Source organism: Arachidicoccus rhizosphaerae (genome assembly GCF_900107765.1).
Classification (GTDB): Bacteria; Bacteroidota; Bacteroidia; order Chitinophagales; family Chitinophagaceae; genus Arachidicoccus; species Arachidicoccus rhizosphaerae.
In genome coordinates this window covers 1-25,086 of the sequence record NZ_FNQY01000009.1, presented here as the reverse complement: position 1 = coordinate 25,086, position 25,086 = coordinate 1, and the positions used below count along the sequence as shown (strand labels likewise).

General features: G+C 38.7%; 18 protein-coding genes and 1 pseudogene. 8 read left to right on the top strand and 11 right to left on the bottom strand.

What is annotated here, in order from left to right:
* Nucleotides 1-330: 330 nt before the first annotated feature.
* Nucleotides 331-567: a SymE family type I addiction module toxin gene (locus BLU80_RS09065; protein WP_091396949.1), complete on the bottom strand. Its 237-nt coding sequence runs from the start codon at nt 565-567 to the stop codon at nt 331-333.
* Between the two features lie 301 nt (nt 568-868).
* On the opposite strand from BLU80_RS09065, the gene BLU80_RS09060 reads away from it, so the two are divergent.
* Nucleotides 869-1,327 (top strand): helix-turn-helix domain-containing protein, encoded by a 459-nt coding sequence (locus tag BLU80_RS09060; protein WP_091396946.1) that lies wholly within the window; start codon nt 869-871, stop codon nt 1,325-1,327.
* A gap of 98 nt (nt 1,328-1,425) precedes the next feature.
* On the opposite strand, the gene BLU80_RS09055 is transcribed toward BLU80_RS09060, so the two are convergent.
* Nucleotides 1,426-1,941, bottom strand: a complete 516-nt coding sequence (locus tag BLU80_RS09055) for a hypothetical protein (RefSeq protein ID WP_091396942.1) — start codon at nt 1,939-1,941, stop codon at nt 1,426-1,428.
* Nucleotides 1,942-2,091: 150 nt separating this feature from the next.
* Between BLU80_RS09055 and BLU80_RS09050 the strand changes: the two genes are divergently transcribed.
* From BLU80_RS09050 to BLU80_RS09035, 4 genes are all read left to right on the top strand, one after another.
* Nucleotides 2,092-3,012: a hypothetical protein gene (locus BLU80_RS09050; RefSeq protein WP_091396939.1), complete on the top strand. Its 921-nt coding sequence runs from the start codon at nt 2,092-2,094 to the stop codon at nt 3,010-3,012.
* 2 nt (nt 3,013-3,014) lie between these two features.
* The gene (locus tag BLU80_RS09045; protein ID WP_139188115.1) at nt 3,015-3,476 is read left to right on the top strand and encodes a hypothetical protein; all 462 of its coding nucleotides are present in this window, start codon (nt 3,015-3,017) and stop codon (nt 3,474-3,476) included.
* A 4-nt stretch (nt 3,477-3,480) separates the two neighbouring features.
* The gene (locus tag BLU80_RS09040; RefSeq protein ID WP_091396932.1) at nt 3,481-5,523 is read left to right on the top strand and encodes an ATP-binding protein; all 2,043 of its coding nucleotides are present in this window, start codon (nt 3,481-3,483) and stop codon (nt 5,521-5,523) included.
* A gap of 312 nt (nt 5,524-5,835) precedes the next feature.
* Nucleotides 5,836-6,537 (top strand): DUF4145 domain-containing protein, encoded by a 702-nt coding sequence (locus BLU80_RS09035; RefSeq protein ID WP_091396930.1) that lies wholly within the window; start codon nt 5,836-5,838, stop codon nt 6,535-6,537.
* A gap of 406 nt (nt 6,538-6,943) precedes the next feature.
* Here the strand turns inward: BLU80_RS09035 and BLU80_RS09030 are convergent, their stop codons facing one another.
* Together BLU80_RS09030 and BLU80_RS09025 are read right to left on the bottom strand one after the other, a co-directional pair.
* On the bottom strand, nt 6,944-7,162 hold the full coding sequence (locus BLU80_RS09030) for a hypothetical protein (RefSeq protein WP_091396928.1): 219 nt from the start codon (nt 7,160-7,162) through the stop codon (nt 6,944-6,946).
* A gap of 23 nt (nt 7,163-7,185) precedes the next feature.
* Nucleotides 7,186-8,652, bottom strand: coding sequence for a recombinase family protein (locus BLU80_RS09025; protein WP_244518841.1), 1,467 nt, complete (start codon nt 8,650-8,652; stop codon nt 7,186-7,188).
* Nucleotides 8,653-9,243: 591 nt separating this feature from the next.
* On the opposite strand from BLU80_RS09025, the gene BLU80_RS09020 reads away from it, so the two are divergent.
* On the top strand, nt 9,244-9,765 hold the full coding sequence (locus BLU80_RS09020) for a hypothetical protein (protein ID WP_091396925.1): 522 nt from the start codon (nt 9,244-9,246) through the stop codon (nt 9,763-9,765).
* 98 nt (nt 9,766-9,863) lie between these two features.
* Here the strand turns inward: BLU80_RS09020 and BLU80_RS09015 are convergent, their stop codons facing one another.
* The 3 genes from BLU80_RS09015 to BLU80_RS09005 are packed head-to-tail and all read right to left on the bottom strand — an operon-like array spanning nt 9,864 to nt 21,129.
* Entirely contained in the window at nt 9,864-11,876 is a 2,013-nt protein-coding gene (locus BLU80_RS09015; protein WP_091396921.1) for a cytidine/deoxycytidylate deaminase family protein, read from the bottom strand.
* 23 nt (nt 11,877-11,899) lie between these two features.
* The gene (locus BLU80_RS09010) at nt 11,900-15,157 is read right to left on the bottom strand and encodes a DEAD/DEAH box helicase (RefSeq protein WP_091396917.1); all 3,258 of its coding nucleotides are present in this window, start codon (nt 15,155-15,157) and stop codon (nt 11,900-11,902) included.
* Nucleotides 15,158-15,213: 56 nt separating this feature from the next.
* Nucleotides 15,214-21,129, bottom strand: a complete 5,916-nt coding sequence (locus tag BLU80_RS09005) for a DUF3320 domain-containing protein (protein WP_091396914.1) — start codon at nt 21,127-21,129, stop codon at nt 15,214-15,216.
* Between the two features lie 245 nt (nt 21,130-21,374).
* Here BLU80_RS09005 and BLU80_RS19535 point away from each other — a divergent pair, with 245 nt between their 5' ends.
* Complete coding sequence (locus BLU80_RS19535) at nt 21,375-21,899, top strand: ISAon1 family transposase N-terminal region protein (RefSeq protein WP_449371659.1); 525 nt, start codon at nt 21,375-21,377, stop codon at nt 21,897-21,899.
* A 235-nt stretch (nt 21,900-22,134) separates the two neighbouring features.
* On the opposite strand, the gene BLU80_RS20100 is transcribed toward BLU80_RS19535, so the two are convergent.
* A complete protein-coding gene (locus tag BLU80_RS20100) occupies nt 22,135-22,374 on the bottom strand; it encodes a DUF1016 N-terminal domain-containing protein (protein ID WP_091396907.1) in 240 nt (79 codons plus the stop codon).
* A gap of 445 nt (nt 22,375-22,819) precedes the next feature.
* Nucleotides 22,820-23,053, bottom strand: a complete 234-nt coding sequence (locus BLU80_RS19865) for an ORF6N domain-containing protein (RefSeq protein ID WP_244518839.1) — start codon at nt 23,051-23,053, stop codon at nt 22,820-22,822.
* A 140-nt stretch (nt 23,054-23,193) separates the two neighbouring features.
* Here BLU80_RS19865 and BLU80_RS20215 point away from each other — a divergent pair, with 140 nt between their 5' ends.
* Nucleotides 23,194-23,532, top strand: a complete 339-nt coding sequence (locus tag BLU80_RS20215) for a hypothetical protein (protein ID WP_244518838.1) — start codon at nt 23,194-23,196, stop codon at nt 23,530-23,532.
* A 173-nt stretch (nt 23,533-23,705) separates the two neighbouring features.
* Here the strand turns inward: BLU80_RS20215 and BLU80_RS08980 are convergent.
* Together BLU80_RS08980 and BLU80_RS08975 are read right to left on the bottom strand one after the other, a co-directional pair.
* Nucleotides 23,706-24,014: pseudogene (locus BLU80_RS08980) on the bottom strand (putative polyvalent protein kinase domain-containing protein); the annotation flags it as partial.
* Nucleotides 24,015-24,423: 409 nt separating this feature from the next.
* On the bottom strand, nt 24,424-25,086 hold a 663-nt coding region (locus tag BLU80_RS08975), incomplete at its 5' end, for an IS3 family transposase (RefSeq protein WP_091396896.1).

Here is a 25,086-nt window from a genome sequence, read left to right as displayed (position 1 = left end):
AATAAAAGCATTGATAGTATCAGCATTACCAGCTGAAAATAATATAGATACTATTTGCCGAAATTTCACCCAGCATCACCAAAAACGACCAGCCAGCTAAAAGATAACTATCTAAATAGCTTTGCCCATTTGATTTGTCCCAACTGAAGCCAACTATATAAGCGATAACCCTGTCTAGATACCGCACCTCTTCCATTGAGGTGCAGCATCTTTACGGAGTTGTTTATCTTCAGGCGCCTGCAAAAAGCTGTCCCACAGGTTCTTGAATTTTCTGGTATTGGTCATTAGCGGTCAAAATTAAATTATCACCTAACTCATCCCTGAGCTATTTTATGCTACTTCATTCATCACACTGGGATTCTTTTCCGCGGGTTCTATGATAATTTTATTATTGTCCATGGTAATATTTACCATGTCACCCACATTAAATCCCAGCTTTGCCAGCCACAACCCACTCACAGTCAGCCAGGGAACAATCTTATTACTTCCCCTTTTAAACATCAGTCGACTTTGACTTTCTCGGAATTTACCCTGTACTTTTACCTGTTTTCTGTTTCTCTCTTCCATAATTTTAAATTTTAGATTGTAAACAATACATTATCGCTTTATAGATATATAAACCTTTATAAAATGATGAGCAAAGCTCATGTCAGCAAATAAGTGGCCACTCAACAAATTCCATTATTCGGAGATAGTCCAATGGCATTTTCCGACATAAATAATTACCTTTCAACTTAAAGCGCTATCGTGCTTTCTATTAAAACTTTTCATGGTATTTTTGCTCTTTCTTTTAGGTCGCTTATAATAACTAGGCAAATATTGAACAAAATATTGAGATTTCAAAGTAATTCTCAACAAATCTTTCTTTATGAAAAATAAATTCTCAAAAAATCTTAAATTTCTACGAATAAAATCTGGAAAAAATCAAACAGACATTGGGTCACAGCTGAATAAGGCGCATACAACCATTGGAAACTGGGAAAAAGGAATAAGCGAGCCAAATTTCAATGAAATTGAGATTATTGCCAATTTATTTAAGATTCAGCCGGGAGAATTATTATATAACAACCTTGAAGAGAGCAACGTAACGATCGGAGAAAATATTTCCGAAGATGTGAAGCAATTGGACAATCAGATTAACCGAAAGGAAGCAAATAATGAAACATTTATTGATTCCAACCAGAATGACTCACTGCTAGCATTAAAGGATGAGATTATTGAAAATTTAAAATCTACTATAAAAGACAAGAACTCAATAATATTAATGCTTACGGCCGAGGTTGATCGTTTAAAAGAAGAATTACAGAAACAGATACAAGACATCTAAATTTGCAAGAGTGCCCCTGATCGTGTTGAAAACTATCGATCAGCCCGCAAATTCTGAGATTAGTCCTAGAACTAACATATTGCAAATTATCAAGTAATTTAGTCAGTATATTGACAATATTTTACCATGAATTTGGTCAACATACTGACTATTTGCAGTTTTATTTTCATCCCAGTCATAGATTTTTTCGCAGCAAGGGGCAGCGGAGCTAATATTTGAGTTTCTGGAGGCCCCTGTACGTAGAAAGGCGGAACTTTAGCCTGAGACAGTATGAAAGAGCCAATCAGCCACCTACCGGTTGCGGCATTGGATATTGCCAAATCTATATATTTGAAAACCCGGCTTTTAAACCCTAAGTAACCCACTTCGAGCCGATTGCTTTTATAACAGCGGAATAAAACGATACCAATTATCGGTAAAAAACGATTCCCAACCCCAACATGCATCAAGTTTTTCTTCAGATATGAAGGGGAAAAATAAAAAAGCATTGCATTTTTAATGCAATTGTTATCCTTTTTTGGTGAGGAAAGATAGAGTTGCCACGCAGCATCGCAAACTGGGTCAAATAAAAACAGAAATATCCGCGTCTGGGGAGCTCCAACTTCTAAATCCAAAAAACAAATCAAACATTTTATACTATCATGTGTTAATGCGCAAGATGGACTAAGTAGATAATATTATTGATACAGCACCCTAATTTACACGCAATCAAATGGAAATATTTCATATATTTACATCCAATTATGAGGTGAAATAATGATCTTATGTATAAAACTAAATGCGGGGCCTTTAATGGCGATTCATGGGAAGATTTAATACAAATATGCTTACGAATAAAATATGAAACCGAGCTGTACCAATCTGTGCCTGCTTCTCCGGGTGATTGCGGCATTGAAGGTTTCACAAAAACCGGAAAGGCATTTCAGTGTTATTGCCCAGATAACAATATTACATCTTCATCATTATACGAGAAACAGCGAGACAAAATAACTAGAGATCTAAGTAAGCTAAAACGTAATAATAACCGTCTAGCTCTTCTACTTGCAGGCACCAAAATAAAGGAATGGATTTTCGTGACACCAGAATACCTAATGAATGACCTTGTTGTTCATTGCAACAAGAAGTTAATTGAAGTTAAAGCATGGAGTTTACCGATCATTGACGCCAATTTTCAAATAATAATTCATGATATTGACAATTTCGCGAAAGAAATACCAATAGCGCTTAATGGCACCCAAAAACTAACAATCAGCCCTGAAGAGGCGGATGATGGAATAATAATCTCCTGGAAAGAAGAAAAAAATGAACTTATCGATAATGCTATTCGCAAGCATACTAAAAGATTTACAGCTGATTCATCGGAGGTGTCCAATAAAGTAAACTCTCTTACCGAAAGTACAATCAAAAGCTATTTCGACAGAGAATCCATATTAAGTAACTGGCAGCGTCTACACCCGCAAGATTACGACAGATTCTTAATATTAACTTCACAACTCGAGAATATCGTTAAGGAACAATGCATGTTTCCAACGACAGACAACAATGAGTTATACGGAAATATCAGAACTTCCGTGTATAATAAACTTAAGGAATATTTCTCCTACTTAGACGAAACAACAATAACTAACCTTACCCATGGGATCGTTGCCGATTGGCTTTTACGATGTCCGTTAGATTTTGAATAACAATGGAAGAAAAAATAAATGCAATCAGTTTTAATGATCGAGCTATCCCTATACCGTCTGACTACAGACCTTTGTATAAGATTGGACACATACTATTAATTTTATACATATCATGCAGAGCTGGCAAATCTTCAATAATGAAACTACATTTTTTATGCTGGGCAATAAAGACGAAAAGCAATACTGCCACTGTAAAAGGATGGATCAAAGATAATTTTTCAAGCCACCTATATATATGGGGAATAGAACCGACAGTCAATAGGGCGTTGTTATTTGCAGTTTCTAATGAATTAGTTAAAAATATTGGTCCGGATTTTCTAATTACGACTAAAGGTAATGACCTGGTAAAAGCAATAACAAGGGATAAAGAACTTTATAATAGAGAAAGAGAGTTTTTGTCTAGTATCGGTAAAAACAAAATTACCGAACTACAGATAAACAAATTGGCCAGTAAATTTCATTAATATTATGTTATCTATCACAGCATTAAGTCTAGAAATAAATTCAACAAACGGCCTTTACGGCGCATTTTTCCAGTTTGAAGCAGGCCTTAACATTATTCGTGCAAACAATACAAGTGGAAAGAGTACAATCTTTCAAGCCATAATATACGCATTGGGCTTTGAAGAATTAATTGGGGGAAGAAATGAAAAGACAATGCAATCAGTATTAAAGGACACAGTACTCGATGGCAAGGATCAATATAGAGTACTACAGTCTGCAGTTATTCTTCAAATATCAAATGGAAAGAAAGAGGTAACAATAAAAAGAAGCGTAATAAATGAAAAACGAAAATCCCAATTGGTGGATGTGATAGAAGGTCCCGCACTAACTGAACCAAAAAATAATTATACACAAAAACAGATGTATCTCCATGACAGTGGAGCAGCCACGGACAGTAATTATGGCTTTCATTTGTTTCTCGAAGAATTTATTGGATGGAAAGTTCCAGACGTTATTGATAATAGCGGAAATAGAATTAAATTATATCTACCACTTATTGCACCGTCATTTATTATTGAACAAAAATCGGGTTGGTCATCTTTTTTTGCAACAATGCCGTTCTATCGCGTAAAGAATGCAGAAGAACGGATAATAGAATTTCTGTTGAATCTCGATGTATTTCAGAATGAACAAGCGAAGATTTCTTTAAATATTGATAAACAAACTTTAGTATTTAAATGGCAATCACTTTATCAAGAGTTTGTTCGGGTTGGAGAAAGGAATAATGCTGTAATGGTTGGATTACCAGAATCACCAGCCATTATAAATAATCTGTCAGATATATACTTTAGAATTAATAGAAACGACAATTATTATTTAATCGATGAATTGCTTGTGGAGCTTCAGAAGGAATATGATGATCTTTCTAAAGAAACAGAAATTACAGTCGGTGAAAATATTGAAAAAAATCAAACACGTCTTACACAGGCAAATGATAATCTAATTCGATATAGCTACACTCTTGAACAATGGGAAAACGAAAACTTTATTGAAAAAGATCAATTAAAGCATTATATCCGACAGAAAAAAAATATCGAAGAAGATCTTGAAAATAACAAGGCAGCTAGGAAAATGTTGAATCTTGGAGCGGAAGCCAAATTATCGCTTGCAGAAAACAAATGCCCTACTTGTGGCCATGAAATAAATGGAACATTACTTCCTATTGAGGTCAATCAATCACCAATGGACGTTGAAAGAAACATTGAATTTTTGACAGCTCAGTTGAAAATGTTGGAAACTTTTGTTAATGGCCAAAGAAAAATGGTACAAGATAAAGAAACGAGAATCAACGATTTAAAAAGCCACATACAAATATTACGTCAACAAATAAGAAGCCTGAAGAAAGATCTTATTTCAGATGAACGGTTACCGTCAGAAGAACTTATTGAAAGAAAGATCAACTTAAAGAGGTTGATTAAATTATATGAACAACTTATTGAAACGACGCAAGACCTCAAAGAAAAAGTTAAAATACTTTCAAAAGAATGGGAACATTTAAAAAGCGCAGAAACTAAACTAGCTGGTATATTATTTACTACACAAGATAGCGCTAAGATTGAATACCTAGAAGTCAGTTTCATAAAACTACTGACTCAATTCAATTATCAAAGCAAGGAGAAAAATTCAATTAAAATATCTCGGGATAAATATGTTCCAGTAATTGAAGTGAAATTACCGAATGAAAAACCAAAATATTACGATATGAGATTTGATTCATCAGGTAGCGACCATATCCGCTGTATGTGGGCATATTACATCTCTCTATTAAAGACTTCACTCACCAAAAATGGCAATCATCCTCAACTACTGATTTTTGACGAACCTCAGCAACAATCTGCTTCAACAGCAGATTTCCACCAGTTTTTGAAAGAATTATCTCTTCAAACAGAAGCGCAAAGTATTGTTTTTGCCTCTTTTCAAAATTCTCAATCAGATTTTGAAGCTGCTACCAAAGGGCTGATATTTCATAAAATACAGGGCAATGAAAGGTTCATTTCAAAATTATAACGAGATAACTATGAATTAATAAAACTCCAAAATTTTCCTTTCATCCCGTAAGTTCAACACACGAGTAAAAGTCAATAAAAAAAGGTAATGAAAATATTTATTTATTAGTCGTCCTGAAAATGTTTTCTATGTAAAAATCAAGAGCATAGAGTTGGATTTTTATTGAATTACGAAGTCTTTAGGACATAATATCGTCTCAATAAGTGATGACGTTTAATAATTTAATTGTAGATTAAGTTTTTTCGAATATTATGATGAAAAATGCGCAAATAATTACCCAACAAGAGTATATCTTTATAAATTTTACAGTCAATGGCAATAGTATCAAAAATAATAGAAAACAAACTGAAAGGAAAAACAACTAATGCTGATTGTTCGGAATGTAGGAGATCAACATCTCACGTTATACTTTCATCCATCACTGAAAAAGGTGAAGACATACTTAGTGATAATATTGGAATTGATTGGCATAATGAATATCAGATTATTCAGTGTGAGGGGTGCAAGTCTATAACGTTTCGAGAAACCAATTTTTTTTCCGAAGATGTCTGTGGTAACGAAGATCCTACAAAGGTTTTCTTATATCCCAAAAGAACTATAAAGGAAAAAAAAGAAATTGATACAACGAATTTCCCATTAGAGGTTTCTAATATCTATATTGAAACGATCTCTACCTATAATGATGGATCTTTAATTTTGTGTGCGGCAGGCTTAAGAGCAATTGTTGAAGCAACCTGTAAAGTTCTAAAAATTAATGGCACTAACGCTTCAAATAAAAAAGGAGGAAGTTACTTCAAGAACAATTTAGAAGGAAAAATTGACGGTTTGGTTGAAAATGGGTATCTGACTCAATCGTCTGCCAAAATGCTCCATAAACATCGTTTGCTGGGAAATGAGGCATTACATGAGATCAAACACCCCAAAAAAGAGCATCTTTTAACAGCGATAGAGATTATTGAACATTTTTTAAGTCACATATTTGATTTGCCCACTATGGCACAGTCAATGGCTTAAAGGCATATAATTAATCCAATATTTAAATACGGAATCAAATAGGCCATGTGTGTTTGAATTCGGCCAAATCCAGTTTTATATCCGACATATTTTGCTATCTTTAAGCCATAAACTAAAGCTCTTTAAATCGCAGCAAATTTGATCAAAATGACTGGTGCCCAAACCGGTGCCCTATTTATTTAAAATGTAATAATTAGTTCATTATTAATGCCTTATAAAAATAAAAGTGTTCCCAGCGGGATCACTTAACGAGACAACCTTATTCAGGTTGTCTCGTTTCTTTATGGCAAAAGGCTATGCTAGCCAATGCGTTATAGTGCACTGGCTGACGGTTCGATTTTTTCAGGTTGGCAAACCAACTTTCCTTGGTTTATAAGCCGTAAACGGGCTGAAAGTAAACGTGGGCTTATGTTGGCCCAAGGTTCGATTTCTCTTTAAGGTCCGCCTGCTTTTTATGTATTTTCTGTTGGTTACCGTTCCGGGCAACTAGGTACAGAAAATCAAGTATAATGCCGGCCTCATTATCATTTACTTCAATGTTGTTTTTAGCCAGTATGGAAATGGCGCGTTTTAGCGAGATCTTTCTATCGATAAAACTGCTGCTGCCGGAAAGTAATCTACCCATAACCCAAATCGTTTAAAAATGAATCAAAATTTATGATGTACTATTTTAGCTAAAGCACTATTGATATTTATGGATACCTCTCCTGTCCGGCCGTCCACTGCGCTGGGCGGCAATAAGCTTACCAGCTGTTTTTTGTCTGCAATGTCCATAAATTGGAACATATAGAAGATCTCCCGGGGAGTGCTTCCAGTTTGCTGATCAAGACGCTTCAATTTCCGCGTAATCGCATTCAACTCTTTTTGCAGAACACCGGAGACACCCTGACACTCTTTTTTACATTCCCGGAAGTCATCAAACTTCAGCTTATCCTCTACAAATAGCATTCTTGCTTTTGCGATTAAGGCCTCCTGCTGATCCAGCTGGCTTATCAATGCTTTCCGCTCTGATAAGTACTTCGTCTTGTCTGCGCCTATATTCGTGTCCTCCAGAATAAGATTAAACAATTCAGACGCACCCTTTGAAAGCTCAAGTTGCTGCAGTGCCTTATAGTAGTTGTCGTTGACCAGATCAGCGCTAAGCCTCGTCTTGCAATCGCCGGAGCAGTGATAATAAGGATATCGTTTAGTACGCCCCCTTGAATAGCTTGCCCGGAGTTTTCGGGAACAGTCCGGACAAATCAAATAGCCTTTTAGTGGAAAAGTTGCTTTTAGTTCATCCGTTTTGCCCGTGAGCTTTTTGGGCGATCCGACAATATGCTGCACTTTGAAAAATAAATCCTCGGAAATAATGGGTGCATGTATTCCCCTGATCAAAAGGGTACCCTCCGTTTGTGTGGCAAGCCGGACAAAACCACAGTAAACCGGATTACGAATTATTCTCCAAAAATGTGCCCGGGAACATTTTAAGCCTCTGGTTAAAGCCATTCTGCGCACCTCCTCGATCGTAAAAGTATTTTTTGCAAGCTGTTGAAAGGACCACTTTACGATATTAGCCTTCGATGGATTGGGCGCAATATATTTTCTGCCATCCAACCCAGTAAGATTGATATAGCCTAATGGTGCTTTGTTCGGATACCGCCCCAATTGCTTAGCTTTACGGATATTGTTTGAAGTATTCAGTGCCCTTCTCAGATTCTCTGACTCCGGTATAGATAAGTATACAGCCAGCATTACAGCACTTTCCGGAACATCAAAGTCAATCGGTTGATCTATAGCCATCGCCATAACATTCAGTTTCCGGAGTATCCCTATCATTTCATAGGCATATTCAGTATTACGGCTAAACCTATCCCATTTTATAAAGAGTATATTGCCGGGTCCCTGAGACCGGCATTTTTTAATGGTAGCAATAAGTTTTTTCCATTCCGGGCGGTTAAAGTCTTTAGCCGAAAAATCTTCCCGAAAAATGTCTTTAACTTCAATGTTATTGACGGCACAATATTTCAATAACCGGCCTTCCTGCTCCGGCAGGGAGTAGCCTTTCCGCTTCTGTTCATCCGTGCTGACACGGATATATAAATAGGCTGATTTCATCATTATATCTTGTGTCATAAGAAATGAAGCCGCAGGAGTACTCTAATTTGGAAACATAAATTTTGCTTCTATAGACTAAAAACATTAATCAATAATTGTATTATTCTATAGCAGAAACCCTACTATTCACCTCTATAATGATGCTAAGCAGTATCTCTTTCCACAAAAAATATTATTTTTTTTGTATTTTATAAAATGCTAAATTGCAAAGGAGATACCAGACTTATTCTGCTGGATACACGTGATTCAAACGCAAAACGATGAGGATATTGCATACTGCTGACTGGCACTGTTTCATGAATATGACCGTACCTCCGAACCCCAACAGTTTTCAGACTGGCTGTTGGCAACCCTGACTGCAGAAAGACGTTATGCTTGTCCGTGGGGGATATTTTCGAGCTCTCCAAACCTTCGACGGCATAAATAAAGGTGTTCTCTTCCTTTCTGAATCAGGTAGCGAAGCAAACTCCACAACCTGTGGCGAAAGATAAGTATGATCTTCCATGTGCAGGAGATGACGGAACGGATACCAATCCAGATAAGAATGAGTAAGAAGATTAGTGGGAAAATCGAAATCAATTGCAATTGACAATTTAAATAAATAATAATATGGCAAAGTTCAATTTTTTTAATCTTGGCAAGAATGTACGTTCAGTGATGTTATCTGAAATTAATGACGACATTAAAGCTGGCAGGATTTTCATCAGCGAGCGACTAAACGATGCAGGTAAAGAAAAATATGCTGCTTTTCTTATTGAAGCAGTTACTAATAGTGACGAAGAGGCCTTTGAGGCACTTTTAGATCTCGCAACATACTTTCATCCTACAACTCTGCGACAAGGTAAGCCGATAAAGATGCCTTCTAATGCATCAACAATATTGTGTCAAAGTGAATTTAATCGATACTATATAAGAGCAGTTTGTGTTCATGCTCTTGCCAATAATATAAATGAGGTAGAAATTTACAGAGCAAGAGTCTCAAGTTGGGCAAGGCCTGAATCTGAAGCCAAAATTGGGAAGAAGATTTCTGCACAAAATTTATTAGATGACTTAAGATCTTCGATAGGAACCGCTCCAACATTACTGCCGGAGGTAAACTCAGGATTGAGTGTCAGAATATTTATAAAATAGCTTTTCCCCGCATCAACATATTAGAACGTCGGAAAAACTGATCAATCGTTACGAAGGCAATTGCAGCATTATATAGGCTTATTTAACTCTAGCTCTTTTTAAGGCATATTTTTTTGCCCATTCAATCCATTTTTTAATATTTCTATAAAGCGTTCCAATGGGTTATTATGGCCTTCAAATAGTTCATCCAATTTCCCCTTAAGCTCGTTATCTACAATTTTAGTCTTCAGCAGACTTTTGAGCTGTTTGACTTTAACATCTTCTGGAGATTCAATTTTGAAATCTGTCAAAAGGGAAAGTTCATCTTTTTGCGACATAAACGGATCATAAAGCTTATGATAATCTCGCCCTACTGCTCCCGAAAACGAAATCATTTTGGGATCGTGATTAGGATTACTTTTTAATATATGGTTTCTGGAAATACCCGGATACGGGTCTATAAAATAAATATACTTAATACCAAGTTGGTAGGCCTTCTTCGCACATAATTCACATGGGCTTGCAGTCGTGAATAAAAAGCCGCCTTCTAAACCTTCTCCACCATTTTTGGAAATTTGCAGCATCGCATTTTCTTCCGCGTGAAGCGATCTTGTGTGCACTTGATTCTTCTCTCCTGAAAAAGCGTTATAAGCTTGTTTGAAACAATAAGGGCAATTTCTGCCTCCCAATTTTTCCATAGGCATAGCTTGCTCAGAATAAGCCTTCTGAACAAAACTTAAAAAGTCTATTGATTCCTTATCTAGTTCGTCACTACTCTGTTTATCAGTCTGATTACCGTTAATCTGTTCTGTTTCTTTAAGCCCACGCCCCAACTCAAATTCCGTATATCCAGATGCTGTTTCTGGATATTGAAGGTCTTTAATGTTCCTTACTGAGCAAGGAGTAGCACCTTTAGGAACGTCATTCCACCCAACTGACTTAACAGAAAACTCTTTATCTGTTACAACAGCACCTACCTGTCTTGAAATACATCCTGAATTCAATTTTGATGTAAAGGCGATCTGCATGATTCGTTCTTGAGCATCGGGAGTAATAAGGCCTGGTTGCTGAATCAAGCCTTGTAGTTTAATCAACTGTTCTCCTAGTGAATGAAAAGATGAAATATAACCCTGATCTTTCTCTTCCGAAAAATTATAGTTATTTATATGAAAACCAGCCATTTGTATACAATTCTGAACATCCGGAGCATCAAAATTACCTTTCTGAAAGTCACCGCATAAATATTCCTTATCATCTATTTCCAGTATTCGATTTATAACTAATTCGCTATGGCTATTATAAAGCTTTTTTAAACGCGTTTTCCTCTTGTCATTTTTGACCGCTATCAAGTAAAATGCGGAATACCTCTCTTTGAAAAAATTTATCTCCAAAGAATTCCGTAGAGAATCTATGACAATATGACAACCTGAATCACAATGCCTCTTCGTCGCTTTAATAATAAGATTAATAATATTGCAAATGAAATATATATACTCAGGGGACTTTTCCTTCGTTTTAAATGGCTGACCAGATTTTCTAAAATTACATGCAATATGATGAAGTAAACATATTCTATTTATTAGCCCATTTTTAATCAGGCATTCGTCGATACTATGCGACAATTTAAAAAAATCCTCTCCCCAAAAAATATCATAAAGTTTTTTAAGGATTGCATCGTTCTTCGATTTTATTAATTTCACATTAATATGAATAATTTTTAAGACAACGCTATTGAAGCTATTAAGTATGGCGGTTATCTCTTCATCTACCTTTTGTATTAACTCTGTGGTAGGCTCATCTTTCATTCGGAAACGATAATAGTCTTTTATCAATTCTAGTGCCTTTGCCTTTTCTTTATATAGGAAAGGCAAAAGAATAAACAGTATGACCCTTTTATATTGAACTACATTATATTTCTGCCAGTTTTGTGAGGTATAATTATAAACAATCAAGTATTTTTTATCAAATACAGATTTGGCATCCCCCTTTGGGACTCGAATATTATCTAATTCACAGAAGGGCTTGCTTAAAAGTTCAGATACTTCAGTGCATCCACTTCCGGTTCTTCCAGTAATTCCAATAATAGTGAATTTTTTCCTCAGCGAATAGAGTTGATCTAGTTTTGTAGCCATGTTATGTATGTTTGATTGACAAATTATCTACTTGTTATTATCTTAAGATTAATATCTGCAAACTCCTTAATGTAGGTAGCTGTAACACCTAACAATGTCAAAATATCATCAGACGCTTTTGCTTTTGACAGCCCTGGCTGGACAATCAAAATTTCATATTCAACAGGAATTTCGTTTTTTAATATACCCATCAGTTTTACCAAATCATTTCTATTACCTTTTTCAAGTCGAGAGCAGGACAAGCCCTTCTTCGATTTAGTTTCTCGTTTAAGGAGGTGGTTGATGAATTCCTTGCCTGATTTGTGTTTCCAATGCACGGATTTTTGAGCTTGTCCACATACGTCATAAAAATTCTTAATTTGGTTACTGACTACACCATCTAAAGCAAACTTTAGATGATATAGCTTAATTTCAATTTTATCACTATGCGCTTTAATAGTCACAACATCGGCAATTTCACCGGAATAGTCATCATCGTAGATGATATCAAAATCTCCTTGCTTCAGTTGCTCAATGACTTTGTATTGAATAGAATCAACTTTCTTAGGTTGTATACCTTGCGCTTCATTTCTTAGATTCACACCATCCCAATTCCAGGATATAAGTTCATGTTTAGGGTAAATACCTATTTGCTGTTTGAGTTCATAGTATTCGTTTCCTGTAAGCGCAGAACCATTAGCATACCAAACAGTAGGGATGAATTTTTCAAAGAAAGTAACTCCATCAATTTTAGCACGTCCAAATTGGACTTCTACAGGTTCTTTTGACTGTTGAGTTATTTTAAAGTCCGCAAACGACTCATCACCATCTTTCTCTTCAAACAGTTCCAGCTTAAAAACTGCTTCTTGTGTTTCGGATTTAAGAGAAAATAACAAATCGCCATCTATGGATGGATTGACTAAGCATAATTCTATATTGGAGAGGTCATATTTTACTCTACCTATAATGAAATTATATTTGGTTTCGACATCGAGGTACATATCTGTATCCCAATCTATCCATACAGGAAATAAATTTGGAAGATTTGTTCTTAGGTCCGGAATTAGTGTTTCTTTAAGAATTTGATTAGGGTCAATATTTTTGTCTACCAGTTTATTTCCTAAAGCTATACACCAATTTTTAAATTGTTTCAAATCTCCTTGAAGTTTTGTCCATATTCTTCCTTTATATGAAGCTCCTATATTGACCGGATTACCAACTTCAAAACCGGTACCCATGACAAAAGCTTTTTCACCTCTTTGTTTTTCTGCAAGACTCAATGCTTCCCCAACATCACTTCCTACCATCATCCTAAAGCGGATGTTTTTACCTAAAAACTGCCTTAATCCGACATTTTGTAGTTTTACTCTTTTGATATTATAGAAAGTCCTAAAAACATCTATTCCCTTGACAATATCAGCATTATCACCTATTATCGCTTGGGCCAATTCTGTATAAATACTTCCATTGTCCGAACTATTTATGAACAGAAGATTATTTTTGGTTTCCCAGTAAACTATAATGATATCCCATTGAATATCATAAATTTCCCGTTTATCATGTACCCATTCTACGTCAAATCTTTTACCAGTGACGATAACAAGCATATTATGCTCCCGATTTGTATCATGAAATTTAAATTCAAGATTATCATATCCTGAGATTCCTTTCTGAAAATTACCCGGATTCCAAGTATTAGTCTTATTCTTATAAACAACTGTGCTTAATTTAGGTCTGATATTCTGAAAAGGGATGTTAGCATTGTTCAATTTCTTAAAACCACTCATGAAATCCTTAAATTCTACCTGTTCATTCACTTGCTCCGAACTTGCATCTGAAAGAATTTCATTCCAATCTGCATCCGTCGCATATAAATCGGCTAATTCGGCTCTCACCTCCAGATCAGCAATATTGGCAATGAAAGAGGCATCGCCAAGCTCTTCATCATATTTCGTCCTTGTAAAGCGACCCGCTAACTGTAATGTAATAGGAAGACTCTTTCGAATATCATGAAATGCCGCTATTTTCAATTCCGGCAAATCGAAACCTTCACCAAGCATATCAACACAAACGATTAATCTCGTTTTCTTTTGAAGTATCTTATCATAAGTTTTCTTAAAATTAAGCGCTCCCGAATAAATTATAACAGGATTAAGATCTTTATGAACTTCGTATAATTTAAAAATTTCTTTTGCCCGCTCTTTGGTAGCACAACGAGCCATAAGAATGTGATTGTAAGGGTTTGGATTAGCTAAGTCTGAACGTAAACGTTCAACAGCCACCTTTGCAATTTCTTGATCCGCTTTTTCTTTCTCATATTCACGGATAGAAATAAACTCTATCTTTTTATAATAACCTTGTTCCTGTGCTTTCTTTAAAGGAAAGTTGGAAATAATTTTCCCATCCAGTCTCTTTCCATCATTTCTAAATGGCGTCGCTGTAAATTGGATAACCTTTTCCTTGTCGAATTTATTCCGGAACTCATTCCACGAAGACGCTTTCACATGATGAGCTTCATCAATAAATACATGGCTGAAAGTTCTGGCGAAAAGCCCTTGAGTCTCGTTATCCTGATTGGTAAGCCAACTCATGGTAGTTACGACTACATTGCATTTCTCTAAAAATTCAGTAATATCTTCGGTACTTTCAAATTTATTCTTAATAATTCCAACAATTGGATATAACGACTTTTCGCCAACAACACCAAATTGTTTTAGTAGGCCTAAATTGAAAAACTTTGCAGCTATCTGATTTCGTAAGGAATCAGAAGGTACGGTAACCAAAAGCTTTTCGCAGCTATTAGCAACCAAGGTAGCCAACATTGTCTCCGTTTTACCAGTACCTGTGGGCATTACTATGGTTGCTGCATCCAATGGAAGCTTGAGATGCCCCATAATCATATGCAATGCTGCAATCTGTGGTTGCCTTAAACCAGGTCCTTCGTCATCTTCTTCCTTATATAAAAAATCATTTTTCCACGATTCTCTAACTTCACTGGGTGAGTATCCTTTTAAAAAAGGATGCTTCGCCCAGCCTTTTATAACTATTTTGCCTTCTTCAAATCGTTGTTTACTTGGAAGTATATTAGTAAGAAGCGCATATTCAATTCCTTCCGGAATATATTCTTCTTTGGTAGTGAAACAGATTTTGCTTCCGTTTTCTTTTATTATCAGATAAAAGCGATTTTCCTCTGATATATTTAGAGATATTGAACACTTTGAGGCCAATAGTTGCCTTGCTATATTTTTGCTTCCAGTCTTTTGATAAAGAGTTAATTCAAGAGCGGGTAAAAATATTATCATGTGAATAGATTGAGGTTAGTATATTATAGTATACAGAAATAGAATAATCATAAAAATTAACAAATTGCAACCCTCCCATTCTCCCGCCTCACCTTTCCCTGCTGAACAGCTTCCCGGATTCCACGGCGCATAGCGGTTTCTACATTACCGCCCACACGACCGTATTGAAATAGCTTGGCGGTCTCCCGCACGAGGTCATCTTCAGGCATGCTGATCTGGGTAGTAAGGATTTCCCGAACTGCATTGGCCACCTCCCGGGCAGGCAGGTCTTCGGCATTGCGGCGTTTCGCCTCGCTATCCGGCACCCGAAAATCAGTATATGCTTCGGGCATTTGTTCTTCCTTCCAGAAACAGGTATTGCCGTCCTGGTCCTGGGTGGTGTTTAATTGCATTGCACTGAAAACCTGCTCGAAACGCGCCTGGATGCGTGTGCCCAACCGACTAATGCCCCAAGCAGCCAACACACGGCGGCATAAGAGCGTTTGCGTCACAGGTGCTTCTATATCAATCACCTGGCGGATCTGCTGCAATAAGGTCTGGGTGCTGCCATATGCCAAAAAGTCTTCGTAAGTGACCTGCGTCATGACCGGCAGCTCAGCGGGTTTATATACCGAATACGCGAAACTTTGATTTGTCGGTACGGCTACCGGATCAGAAACAGGTTGGTCATTGGCTGTTGCTACTTTATTATAAGCAATCGTTTCTTCCTTTTCCAGGTTAGCAGTTTGGTATTCAGGAGGCACCGTTTCCGCAATTTGAGCAGGCGCTACAGGCATTTCACGATTGGGGGCATCCGGCACAATAATGGCTTTTTGCTGATCCAGGTAATCCAGCAAAGCCTGCATGATCTGTTCCTTGTTTTCCCACCAATCCAAGGCCCAGATACGGAAGATCTTCCAGCCCAACAGCTGTAAAACGGAAGACTGGACCACATTCCGATCCCGCGCAGTTTGCCCGGCCAGGTAGTTATACCCGTCAAACAGCACCCCTGCCAGATATTCCTTTGGTTTGTCCGGGTGTATCACAGCCATATCAATACGATAACCGGAACAGCCGATATGGGTATCGACCCGGTATCCCTGCGCGCTTAAGAAAGTGCCCACTGATGTTTCCAGTGATGCCAGGGTATGATTTTCCGGTGCAGCAGTTTGAGGTATGGGCAAAGCGACTTTCCCTTTTTCGGCAAAAGCCAGAAATGCCTTCAATCCTGCAACCCCTTCCGAGCGGGTACGGCTCAGATCAATCTGGTCGGCATGCAAAGTGGCATATATCTTCATCAGGTACCGTGCTCTTGACACGGCTACATTCAGCCTACGCCAGCCACCGTCCCGGTTCAACGGTCCGAAATTAAGCGACACCTGCCCCGAATCATCCGGGCCATAACAAACAGAAAAAAGAATGATATCCCGTTCATCTCCCTGTACGTTTTCCAGATTTTTTATAAACAGCGGTTCTGCAGCCTTGTTGTTTGCTTCTTCAAGTGCAGGATTGCGGGCAAATTCTTCGTTCAGCAGGTCTTCGATAAGGGTTTGCTGTACAGAGCTGAAGGTGACCACGCCGATGCTTTTCCGTTCCTGCTCGGGCAGGGAGAGCAACCAGACCATTTCCCGGACGATCGCTTCGGCCTCTGCCCGGTTTTGCCTGGTTTTACCCCGATCATAGACTCCTTCAATCGGGACATAATGCACCCGGGTGGCCAGGTCATCAGGAGAAGGGAAGGTAAATAAGCTGTTGTCATAATATTTGGCATTGCTAAAGGCGATCAGGCTCTCATGCTGACTGCGATAATGCCATTGTAATTGCCGGGACGGCACGGAAAGTGCCTGGCAGTCGTCCAGTATGCTTTCCAAGTCTTCGTTGCTGTCTTCTTCATCAAAATGGACAGAAGAAAAGAAACTGGTGGGTGGCATTTGCTTAGGATCGCCCACCACGATGAGGCTCTTGCCCCGGGCAATGGTGCCGACCGCTTCGCTGGTGGGCATTTGTGAAGCCTCATCAAAAAGAATCAAATCAAACGGCTCGCTGTTGACATCCAGGTATTGCGCCACCGAAATAGGGCTCATCAGCATACAGGGCATCATTCTGGGCAATAAATTGGGAATATTATTAAAGAGTTGCCGGATAGCCATGCCTCTGCCATTGCTCTTGATCGCCTTTTGCAGGATGCCGCTCTCCGAAGTAGCTACGGCTCCCTGGGAAAATACGGGTACCCGGGATGAAAGTTCAGCGTATAGCAGCTCCTGTGTAAGCCTGGTAAAGGTATTGGTAAGCTCCCGGAACTTCGTAATCTGACTATCAAAATATTGACCGTTAAAAGCAGATAATGGCTGGCTGGAGGCAATGATCTGCGTAGCAAGACTACGAGCCAGGCTCTTTTTAAAGCTGTCCAGCATCTGATCCGTTTTAAATGCTCCTGTCTCATAGGCTGCTATAAAACTTCCCAGGTGCAGTGCAAGCGTTTTTTTACGTACCTGTGTCCAGTTAAACCAGTTTTTAAGCTCGTCCAGGTGCCCCTGCCATAAGGAAGCCTTTTCCAACCCTTCGTCTTTGGCATTGCTCCGCTCGAATGGCAGGTGGCAACCCAACACTTTTTCCAGGTCATGCCGCTTAGCCTGTTCGTCCCGGATCACCTGGTCCAAAGATTGCAGCAAAGGAGCCTCATTGTCCATAAAGGAGGCCTTCCCCTTCTGAAACAAATGTCCAATTTCTTGACGACGGGTAAAAACAGTAGTCTGATCAGCGTTCGATTGTAAAAGGTGAGTGTTTAATGCATGAATTCCGGCTAACGCTTGGCTAACCTGTTCCCATACAGGATGACCATTCTTCCAGAAACGACCCAGCTTCGCGTCTAAATAATCTTTATGTTGATTTAAAACGGCGTTATTTTCCTGGTACGCGAGCGTATCGAGTAAGATTTGTGGCACCTCCTGGCCGGTGATGACCCCGGTTTTTAAAAAAGCGTATAAATTCTTCTTTACTTTTTTCTGTCCAAAATACCGGGGTAAGAACCATTTTGCAGAGGCGAGGTTCCACGCGGTGAGTAGCTCACCTGCAGGCGCTTCTAACAATGTTGCCTGGAATTTTTGGCTCAACGTACTACTTATTTTATCCCGCTGTTCTCCTGCGTTGATCAATGGTAATAACGCTTCTTCGAAATCCGATAAATGCTGGATTTGAAAGAAGCTTTCCGGCATATCGGGTAACTGAAAGATACAGTCGATCAGCTCCTTAAATTTTTGAAGTTGCCCGTCTGTCCAGCTATCATCTGGCCAGTGCAATATTTGGGTAACCTGTTGCAATATCTGGTTCAGCTTTTCACGGGCCTTGATGAACAATCCAAGTTCCTGGCGAATTTTTTCTTTTTGCTGGCTGCTATATTCACCGAGTTCCAGACCATAGAGGGGATTTCTTTTGGAAGCGTCGCCACATAAGCCGGCGGCTATTTGCAGTTCTTCTACTATATCTATCCACTGATGCCACTTTTCCCTGTCCAGACTATTTAAGTCCACCGCAGAAAACGAGATATCATCTTTTGCTTCCGGGTATTGAACATATTCATTGAACAGGTCGTAAAGGGAGTAGCCATAAGCTTGTTTTTGATGCAGCACTTCTACATACTCATTCAATACCTTGCGCAACTGGTTGAGCCGCTCCGCCTCCGATTTGAAACTATCCGGCGCATGCTTCCGAACGATTTCCATGGTCTTTTGCAATTGGGCAAGCACTTCGGATTTCCGGGCTTTATTAGAATGTAATTCCAGGCAGAAAGGCGCTAACCCAATCGCCGCCAAACGGCTTTGTACCACGGACAAAGCAGCCATTTTCTCCGCTACGAACAGCACACGCTTTCCACGGTATAGCGCATTGGCTATAATATTGGTAATTGTCTGAGATTTGCCGGTACCTGGGGGTCCGTGTAAGACGAAGCTATTTCCGGCTGTAGCGGCGCTAATAGCCCGTAACTGAGTAGCGTCTGCATTTATTGGAAGCAGCAGGTCCTCATAACCATATTTATTATCAAGATTTTCTTCCCGAATATAGTCAAGCGGATCCTTTAAAGATCCGTTGGTCAAACCGGCTACAATGGGATGCTCTTTTAGTTTATCGGCATTTGAATGTAGATCATTCCACATGATAAACTTACTGAAAGAGAACGTGCCCAGAAATATTTGTTCTTCCACATCCCAACGAGGCATGGACATGATCGTTTGCCGTATTATATTGAAGATCAGTTTTACATCCACGCCGCTCTCATCTCTTGGCAGAGGATCTAAACCGGATAATGCAAGTCCGAAGTCTTGTCTCAGCTTTTCCAGTAAGGTGATGTTCAGCACCGTATCTTCCTCCCGGCTCCGGATAATGAAGCCTTTCTTAACTGATTTTCGAATAATCTCCACAGGCATCAGCAGGATGGGTGCAAATCTTGGCCGTTCACTGGAAGGCGTTTCATACCAGCGCAGTAATCCGATTGCCAGGTATAAAGAATTGGCTCCGTTCTCCTCCATGGCTTGCCGGGCATTCCGGTATAACCCGGTTAACCCGGCATAGAGATCTTCTTCTGATACATAAACACGCAGCCGCTTCTGTTTTAATTCCTGCCGTACCAATTGAAGCATCGGGTCCTGGCTATTCAGGGATTGATAAACACCGGCACTACGGAGTGGGTTATCCCAGTCCCTGGGCCTGGCCAGTATCTGAAACTCATCACCGCCTGCCATGGCGTCCTCTAACTCATTAGGTGGCACAGGGATGAACTGGAGCGATGTCTTTGAAATACGGAGGTTAAGCAGGTTATTCCGAAGACTGAGATCCAAAAGTTTTCGTTCCCACAGCTGTTGTTTCCCGAAATTAATTTCTTTGACATGGTTCAGTTTAATGCTTTGTTCTAAAGCAGCAGGATTGCTTATCTCCGGTTTCTCGACAACACTATTTTCATGGTCGATCATTTGCCATTCCTCACCGATCTTTCTTCTTAATGGCATGGGCCTTATGCCACTGAAACGGCTGCGGTGCACATCAATAAAATATTCAAAAGTAGAGAGATCGGCAAAATGATTAACCGCAAGCTGTATGGCATCATCAAAGGTTGGCGCCGGCCCTTCATTCATGGCAGTTGCTTCAATAAGCAGTATCTCGTTAATCCCACTGGCCATTCTTTTGGTAAGTAAGGAAGGATCGTCGTTTACCGTATCTGGGAAAGTGTCATCTACCAGCCAGGCGCCTACAAAGGCATGTCCCTTAATGAGCACCAGTATCGGATGCAATCCCATTGCCTCCAGGCAGGAAGCATATAGTAAGGACATTTCAAGACAATTGCCCATACCGGTGCCCAATACGGTATCCACAAGCCTTACCCGTTGTCCAGCACCGCCGAAGCTGGCCGGGACGCTACAATAAGTAATTTTTTTCTCTTTTATAACGGCATACAGTGCTGCCATTTGCTTCTTTACCCGATCGGGGTTCTGGCTTTGATAATCATTCAGAGCAGAATTATCTGTCCATTTCCCAAGTATCCCGGCTGTAGACTTAAGGATCGGCACCAGGTCAGGCAAATTGGGCATCACAAAAGCGGAAAGCATTTCCGGAAGGATACTGTTCCCCAGCCATTGATCGTATGCCAACAAGTCAATATCATAATCCTCGCTGTAAACTTCTTTTTCATCTGCCCGGATAGACAACTTTAAAGAGGCAGTCATCTTTTCCGTAAGACTATAAATGAAAAAGGGTTTAAGCTTCAGCCGGATAATTTCCGGTTGGAAGGTGCTGCCCGGTAACAGCTGTTCCGTATGGAGCTCCAAGGGATCGGCAAAATCATCCGAAGGCTCTATTTTAATAATGAGGCTCCCCCATTCTTTATCCGTAGTATTTTTAACAGATAATGTTCTGATAACAGGAACATGATTCTGGTATAATGCATAATTAATAGCTGGTAAATAATCAAGCACAAGCTGCGTTTTGGTCTCTTCGGCCATGGGACTGAATTTCTATAAAGGTATAAATTTTTAATATATTTATCACTAACAATACTTCACGGGATCGAAAAAAGTAATAATCATTTGACCTTATAGGAATATAGCGATAGCTATTCTCTATAGATTTTGTTTCCCAGGCTTTCTTCTGTTCAAAAAATTTTCGTTTTTTCTACTAAATTGTCCGAGTTGCTGCGCCTTGTCAATCCCAACATGATGATTATCAACAAAATGAAATCTATAAATACTTGCCAACCTTTTTAATTCTTCCAAAAATCGATTCGAGATTCGTACCATGGAGCTCACAGAAGGCGCTAATAATAGCGCCTTTTTGCATTTTTAAATTTGTCGAATATTTAAAATCATATGCAAGACAGCTACCTAGCACTTATAAAATTTATTCTCCTAAGTATATATTGGACCATTTTGAACTTAAGTCAGTCAAAGAACAAAAAGGCGGCAATACCCTTGAAATACAACTTGAGGAACCTAATGTGATTCCTGCTGAATTTGGTGAAGGCAAATACCACTCAAAAGGCTTCTATCCGGAGATAACCATCCAGGACTTCCCCCTTCGCGGCCACCGAGTATTCCTGATCCTTAAGCGCCGACGTTGGATGAAAATGGATGAGGAGGAAACTGGCTCTAACATAACCCGGGACTGGAATGTAGCCTCAGAGCACTGCATCTTCCAGATTCCGTTCACTATAAGTGTCTTTCAAACCAAGAAAATCCAGGATGTAAGGATCATTAAATACCAAGTCAGGCATTAATATATCCTCTTCACGCAAGGTCCTTATTTCCCGTTTTATCAATTGGTCAGGCTTTTTGCCGATGACAGTTCTTTCATAAAGCATCCCGTTGATTTTACTGCGAAGTGTTTTAACACCCCACTATTCATTTCTACATATTTCGACATAGAATTCACGCTGTTGTGGGTTTTTACGAGGAATAAGCAAGGCAAAATGCGTCCACCTCAATTGTCGCATTGCTGATGCGACAATTTACTCATCGGGAAAAACCTTCGTAAACTGCATCATTCTGCAAATACTTTTCAGAAAACCCATTGCCGGATTGTTCAACCAATTCCACAGAAAGCTCCGAAACTACCTGTTTCCCATAATCAGCCCGTTTGTTGCTGAGCACTTCAGAGTTGAATCGTCTGCCTATTTGCCAATATAAAAGCGTAAGTGTAGCATTCGTCGTCTGTCCAAGACGCCTCTTGCTTTGTTCAATTAGCTCAGAGATGTCAGTGAATAGCTTTTACCCGTAATTAGTATGCGTTAATTCCCTAATGGGTACTTTAGCAATTTAATTTTACTCAAACAATTATAAATCAACATTTTAACCACCTCCTAACGTTAAATGTTTTAAGACCGACTTTAATTAAATCTGAAACAAAACTGTAAGCATCAAAAACTTGTCCATCGAAAAAAATTCCTTTTGTGGTAACTCGCTTTGTTCCAATGCATTAAAAATCTGGCTAAACTTCTGATCGTGTTCAACTAGCTTGTTTTCAATATTTGAGAGTCGTAAGTGCTGAATAGTTTCCTGCCCAATAATCCTTCGCATTTGCACAAATGCATTAATTATTTGAATACTTACCTGGACAGCAAACATCACTTCTTAAAATTGCAGAAAGCATAGCGACGCCTTGTTCTGTAAATGCGTAGGGATTGGTCCGAGAATGTTTTCAAGTTTCGAACCGGTCGCAATTTGCGACCAGTTCATCTTTTTCTCGGTTACTCAGCTGAAAACGAAAGCTTTCTGGGAAACGCTCAATATTTCTTTTAACTTGTTCATTTAACCGTTTTACTTCTACCTGATACATTTCCGCCAAATCCCTGTCAACCGTTACCTGGCACCCGCGAATCGTGTAAATTCTATTTGTAATATATTGTTCAGATATTTGTATTTGTTTATTCATATGGCTCGTGTATTTTAATCTACTTTAAATTCTCTTTTATCAACTCAACTATCCAATAATAAAAAATATTTAACAGCATTTCCTACAATTGGTTGTGAATATCTTAGTTCAGGCTAAAAATACGAAATAAATTGAATATTATGAGTGCTTCCAAGCGTGCAATTAAATCGCCTAATTGTCCCAATATTCAATTCCGAAGAAAGCGCGGCACTCCCTTTTGTCATGAACTCAAAAAAGTCTTTCAGGGGCTTACCAAGAATTCTAGATTATATATCATAGATACTAATGAACCTGGATTTAGTTTCCATTTCCAGATAAATGGCATCAGCTTCTGCCTCGTTGTTAGAAATAAAACTGTTTATTCGCACAGCATTGGTTGGGCTGGATTTAACTCTGCCTGTCTTTTGGTTCCAATCGTCAGGGTTGATATTTACACCAAGAGCAACCTACTTAGACTTTCTGTTTTTGGTCAAACGTAAATCAATTGGGATTGGATTACTCACATTTATCTTTTCCAATCGAGGTTATAGTTTAACGGACGCCATACTTATATTGATTTTAGTTTTAAACTTTCAATATAAGAATAAGCTAAACAGTTCGCTTGCTAATTTGCTTGTCATCAATATAAAAAAAGCTATTATAGGTAACAGAATTAAACTTTACCATTCTTTGTGATATAAAAAACCGTATCGATAAAAAAGAGCTTTCCGTCAATCGTAATTACGTTTTCATCATGCATATCCTCCAACAACAAGTCAAAGTCTTGATTAAAATAATCATTTCTCTTAATATTCATGAAGCCATTAAAATTCAGGACTTCTTTTATATCTTCAAGATCGGCTTCTCCATCTGATTTCACATAGTTCTGCTTGTGTACCACGTATAAACCTCCTTCTATCTCTATAACCCCTTGACAAGCAAATGCAGTAACTTCGAATAAATAATTGTGAATAACAAGACTATCAAAAAACTTAAGTCACGTAGCATAATAAACGGAATCGTTTACTTTCAGTACGCTTTTACGATCACCGTTTAAATAAACTTTTTACTCTCCTTGAGGTGTGTTGAAAAATCCGGACAGTAGTTTTTGCTAAGTCAAAGATAGATTTTTCTTTTCAAAAATTGATTTATAGATTTACGTTGATCAGAAGCATAAGCGGCGCTGCTGGGAAGCATCCGCTGAGGAATATGATCACTCCGACGAATAGTCAAGGTTGGCTACTCCTGATAAGTGGTATTCTGGTAGTTCACTGAGCTACCAGTTCTATTTGGAGGAGATATGCCTGAAAAATCCCGCGGGGGGTCTGGGGGCGCGAAGCCCCCACTTGATGGACGATATGGGCGCTAGCCCATTCCATTTATTACTCATTTTAAACTGCTATTAATTTTTCTGTTTCAAATTCTATTGGTGTATTATAATCCAGAGATGAATGTAATCGTATAACATTATAATACTGATCTATGTATTCCCTAATTTGTGTTTGGGCATCTTCAACACTTTCAAAGCATTTATTTTCTTGCATTAATTCGGCTTTGAAGCGACTAAAACATGATTCCATGAATGCATTGTCGTAAGGGTTGTCAGGGTCACTCATACTTTGGCTTACCTGTTTTTTGTTTAAAAGGGAGCGAAAGCCATTTCCTGCATATTGACCTCCTCGGTCTGAATGAACAATGAGCCCTGCTGGAATTTTGTTCCTCAATCTGACAGCTTTTTCAAAAGCGGTAATTACAATTTCCTCTCGCATATGAGTCGATAAAGTCCAACCAATTATTCTTCTGGAGTAAAGATCCAGCCACACGGCTAAATAACAGAATTTCCCTCCTTTTAAGGGGATGTACGTGATATCACCCACCCAGACTTCATTCATCTTTACCGGCATTGCTCTATCCTTTAATAAGTTAGGGCTTTTAGCATATCGGTGCCGACTATTTGTTGTTTTTGGAACGAATGACCTGGGTTGAATGGCTTTCAAGTTATTTTCCTGCATTATAATTCGGGATTTATAAAGACTAATTTGAATACCTTTTCT

What these genes read in the sequence shown, in the direction of transcription:
- BLU80_RS09050 (WP_091396939.1), top strand. Translation starts at nt 2,092, where the DNA reads ATGTATAAAACTAAATGCGGGGCCTTTAATGGCGATTCATGGGAAGAT.
- BLU80_RS09060 (WP_091396946.1), top strand. Translation starts at nt 869, where the DNA reads ATGAAAAATAAATTCTCAAAAAATCTTAAATTTCTACGAATAAAATCT.
- BLU80_RS09010 (WP_091396917.1), bottom strand. Translation starts at nt 15,157, where the DNA reads ATGATAATATTTTTACCCGCTCTTGAATTAACTCTTTATCAAAAGACT.
- BLU80_RS09035 (WP_091396930.1), top strand. Translation starts at nt 5,836, where the DNA reads ATGGCAATAGTATCAAAAATAATAGAAAACAAACTGAAAGGAAAAACA.
- BLU80_RS09020 (WP_091396925.1), top strand. Translation starts at nt 9,244, where the DNA reads ATGGCAAAGTTCAATTTTTTTAATCTTGGCAAGAATGTACGTTCAGTG.
- BLU80_RS09015 (WP_091396921.1), bottom strand. Translation starts at nt 11,876, where the DNA reads ATGGCTACAAAACTAGATCAACTCTATTCGCTGAGGAAAAAATTCACT.
- BLU80_RS09005 (WP_091396914.1), bottom strand. Translation starts at nt 21,129, where the DNA reads ATGGCCGAAGAGACCAAAACGCAGCTTGTGCTTGATTATTTACCAGCT.
- BLU80_RS09065 (WP_091396949.1), bottom strand. Translation starts at nt 567, where the DNA reads ATGGAAGAGAGAAACAGAAAACAGGTAAAAGTACAGGGTAAATTCCGA.
- BLU80_RS09025 (WP_244518841.1), bottom strand. Translation starts at nt 8,652, where the DNA reads ATGACACAAGATATAATGATGAAATCAGCCTATTTATATATCCGTGTC.
- BLU80_RS20215 (WP_244518838.1), top strand. Translation starts at nt 23,194, where the DNA reads ATGAGTGCTTCCAAGCGTGCAATTAAATCGCCTAATTGTCCCAATATT.
- BLU80_RS19865 (WP_244518839.1), bottom strand. Translation starts at nt 23,053, where the DNA reads ATGAATAAACAAATACAAATATCTGAACAATATATTACAAATAGAATT.
- BLU80_RS09030 (WP_091396928.1), bottom strand. Translation starts at nt 7,162, where the DNA reads ATGGGTAGATTACTTTCCGGCAGCAGCAGTTTTATCGATAGAAAGATC.
- BLU80_RS09045 (WP_139188115.1), top strand. Translation starts at nt 3,015, where the DNA reads ATGGAAGAAAAAATAAATGCAATCAGTTTTAATGATCGAGCTATCCCT.
- BLU80_RS09040 (WP_091396932.1), top strand. Translation starts at nt 3,481, where the DNA reads ATGTTATCTATCACAGCATTAAGTCTAGAAATAAATTCAACAAACGGC.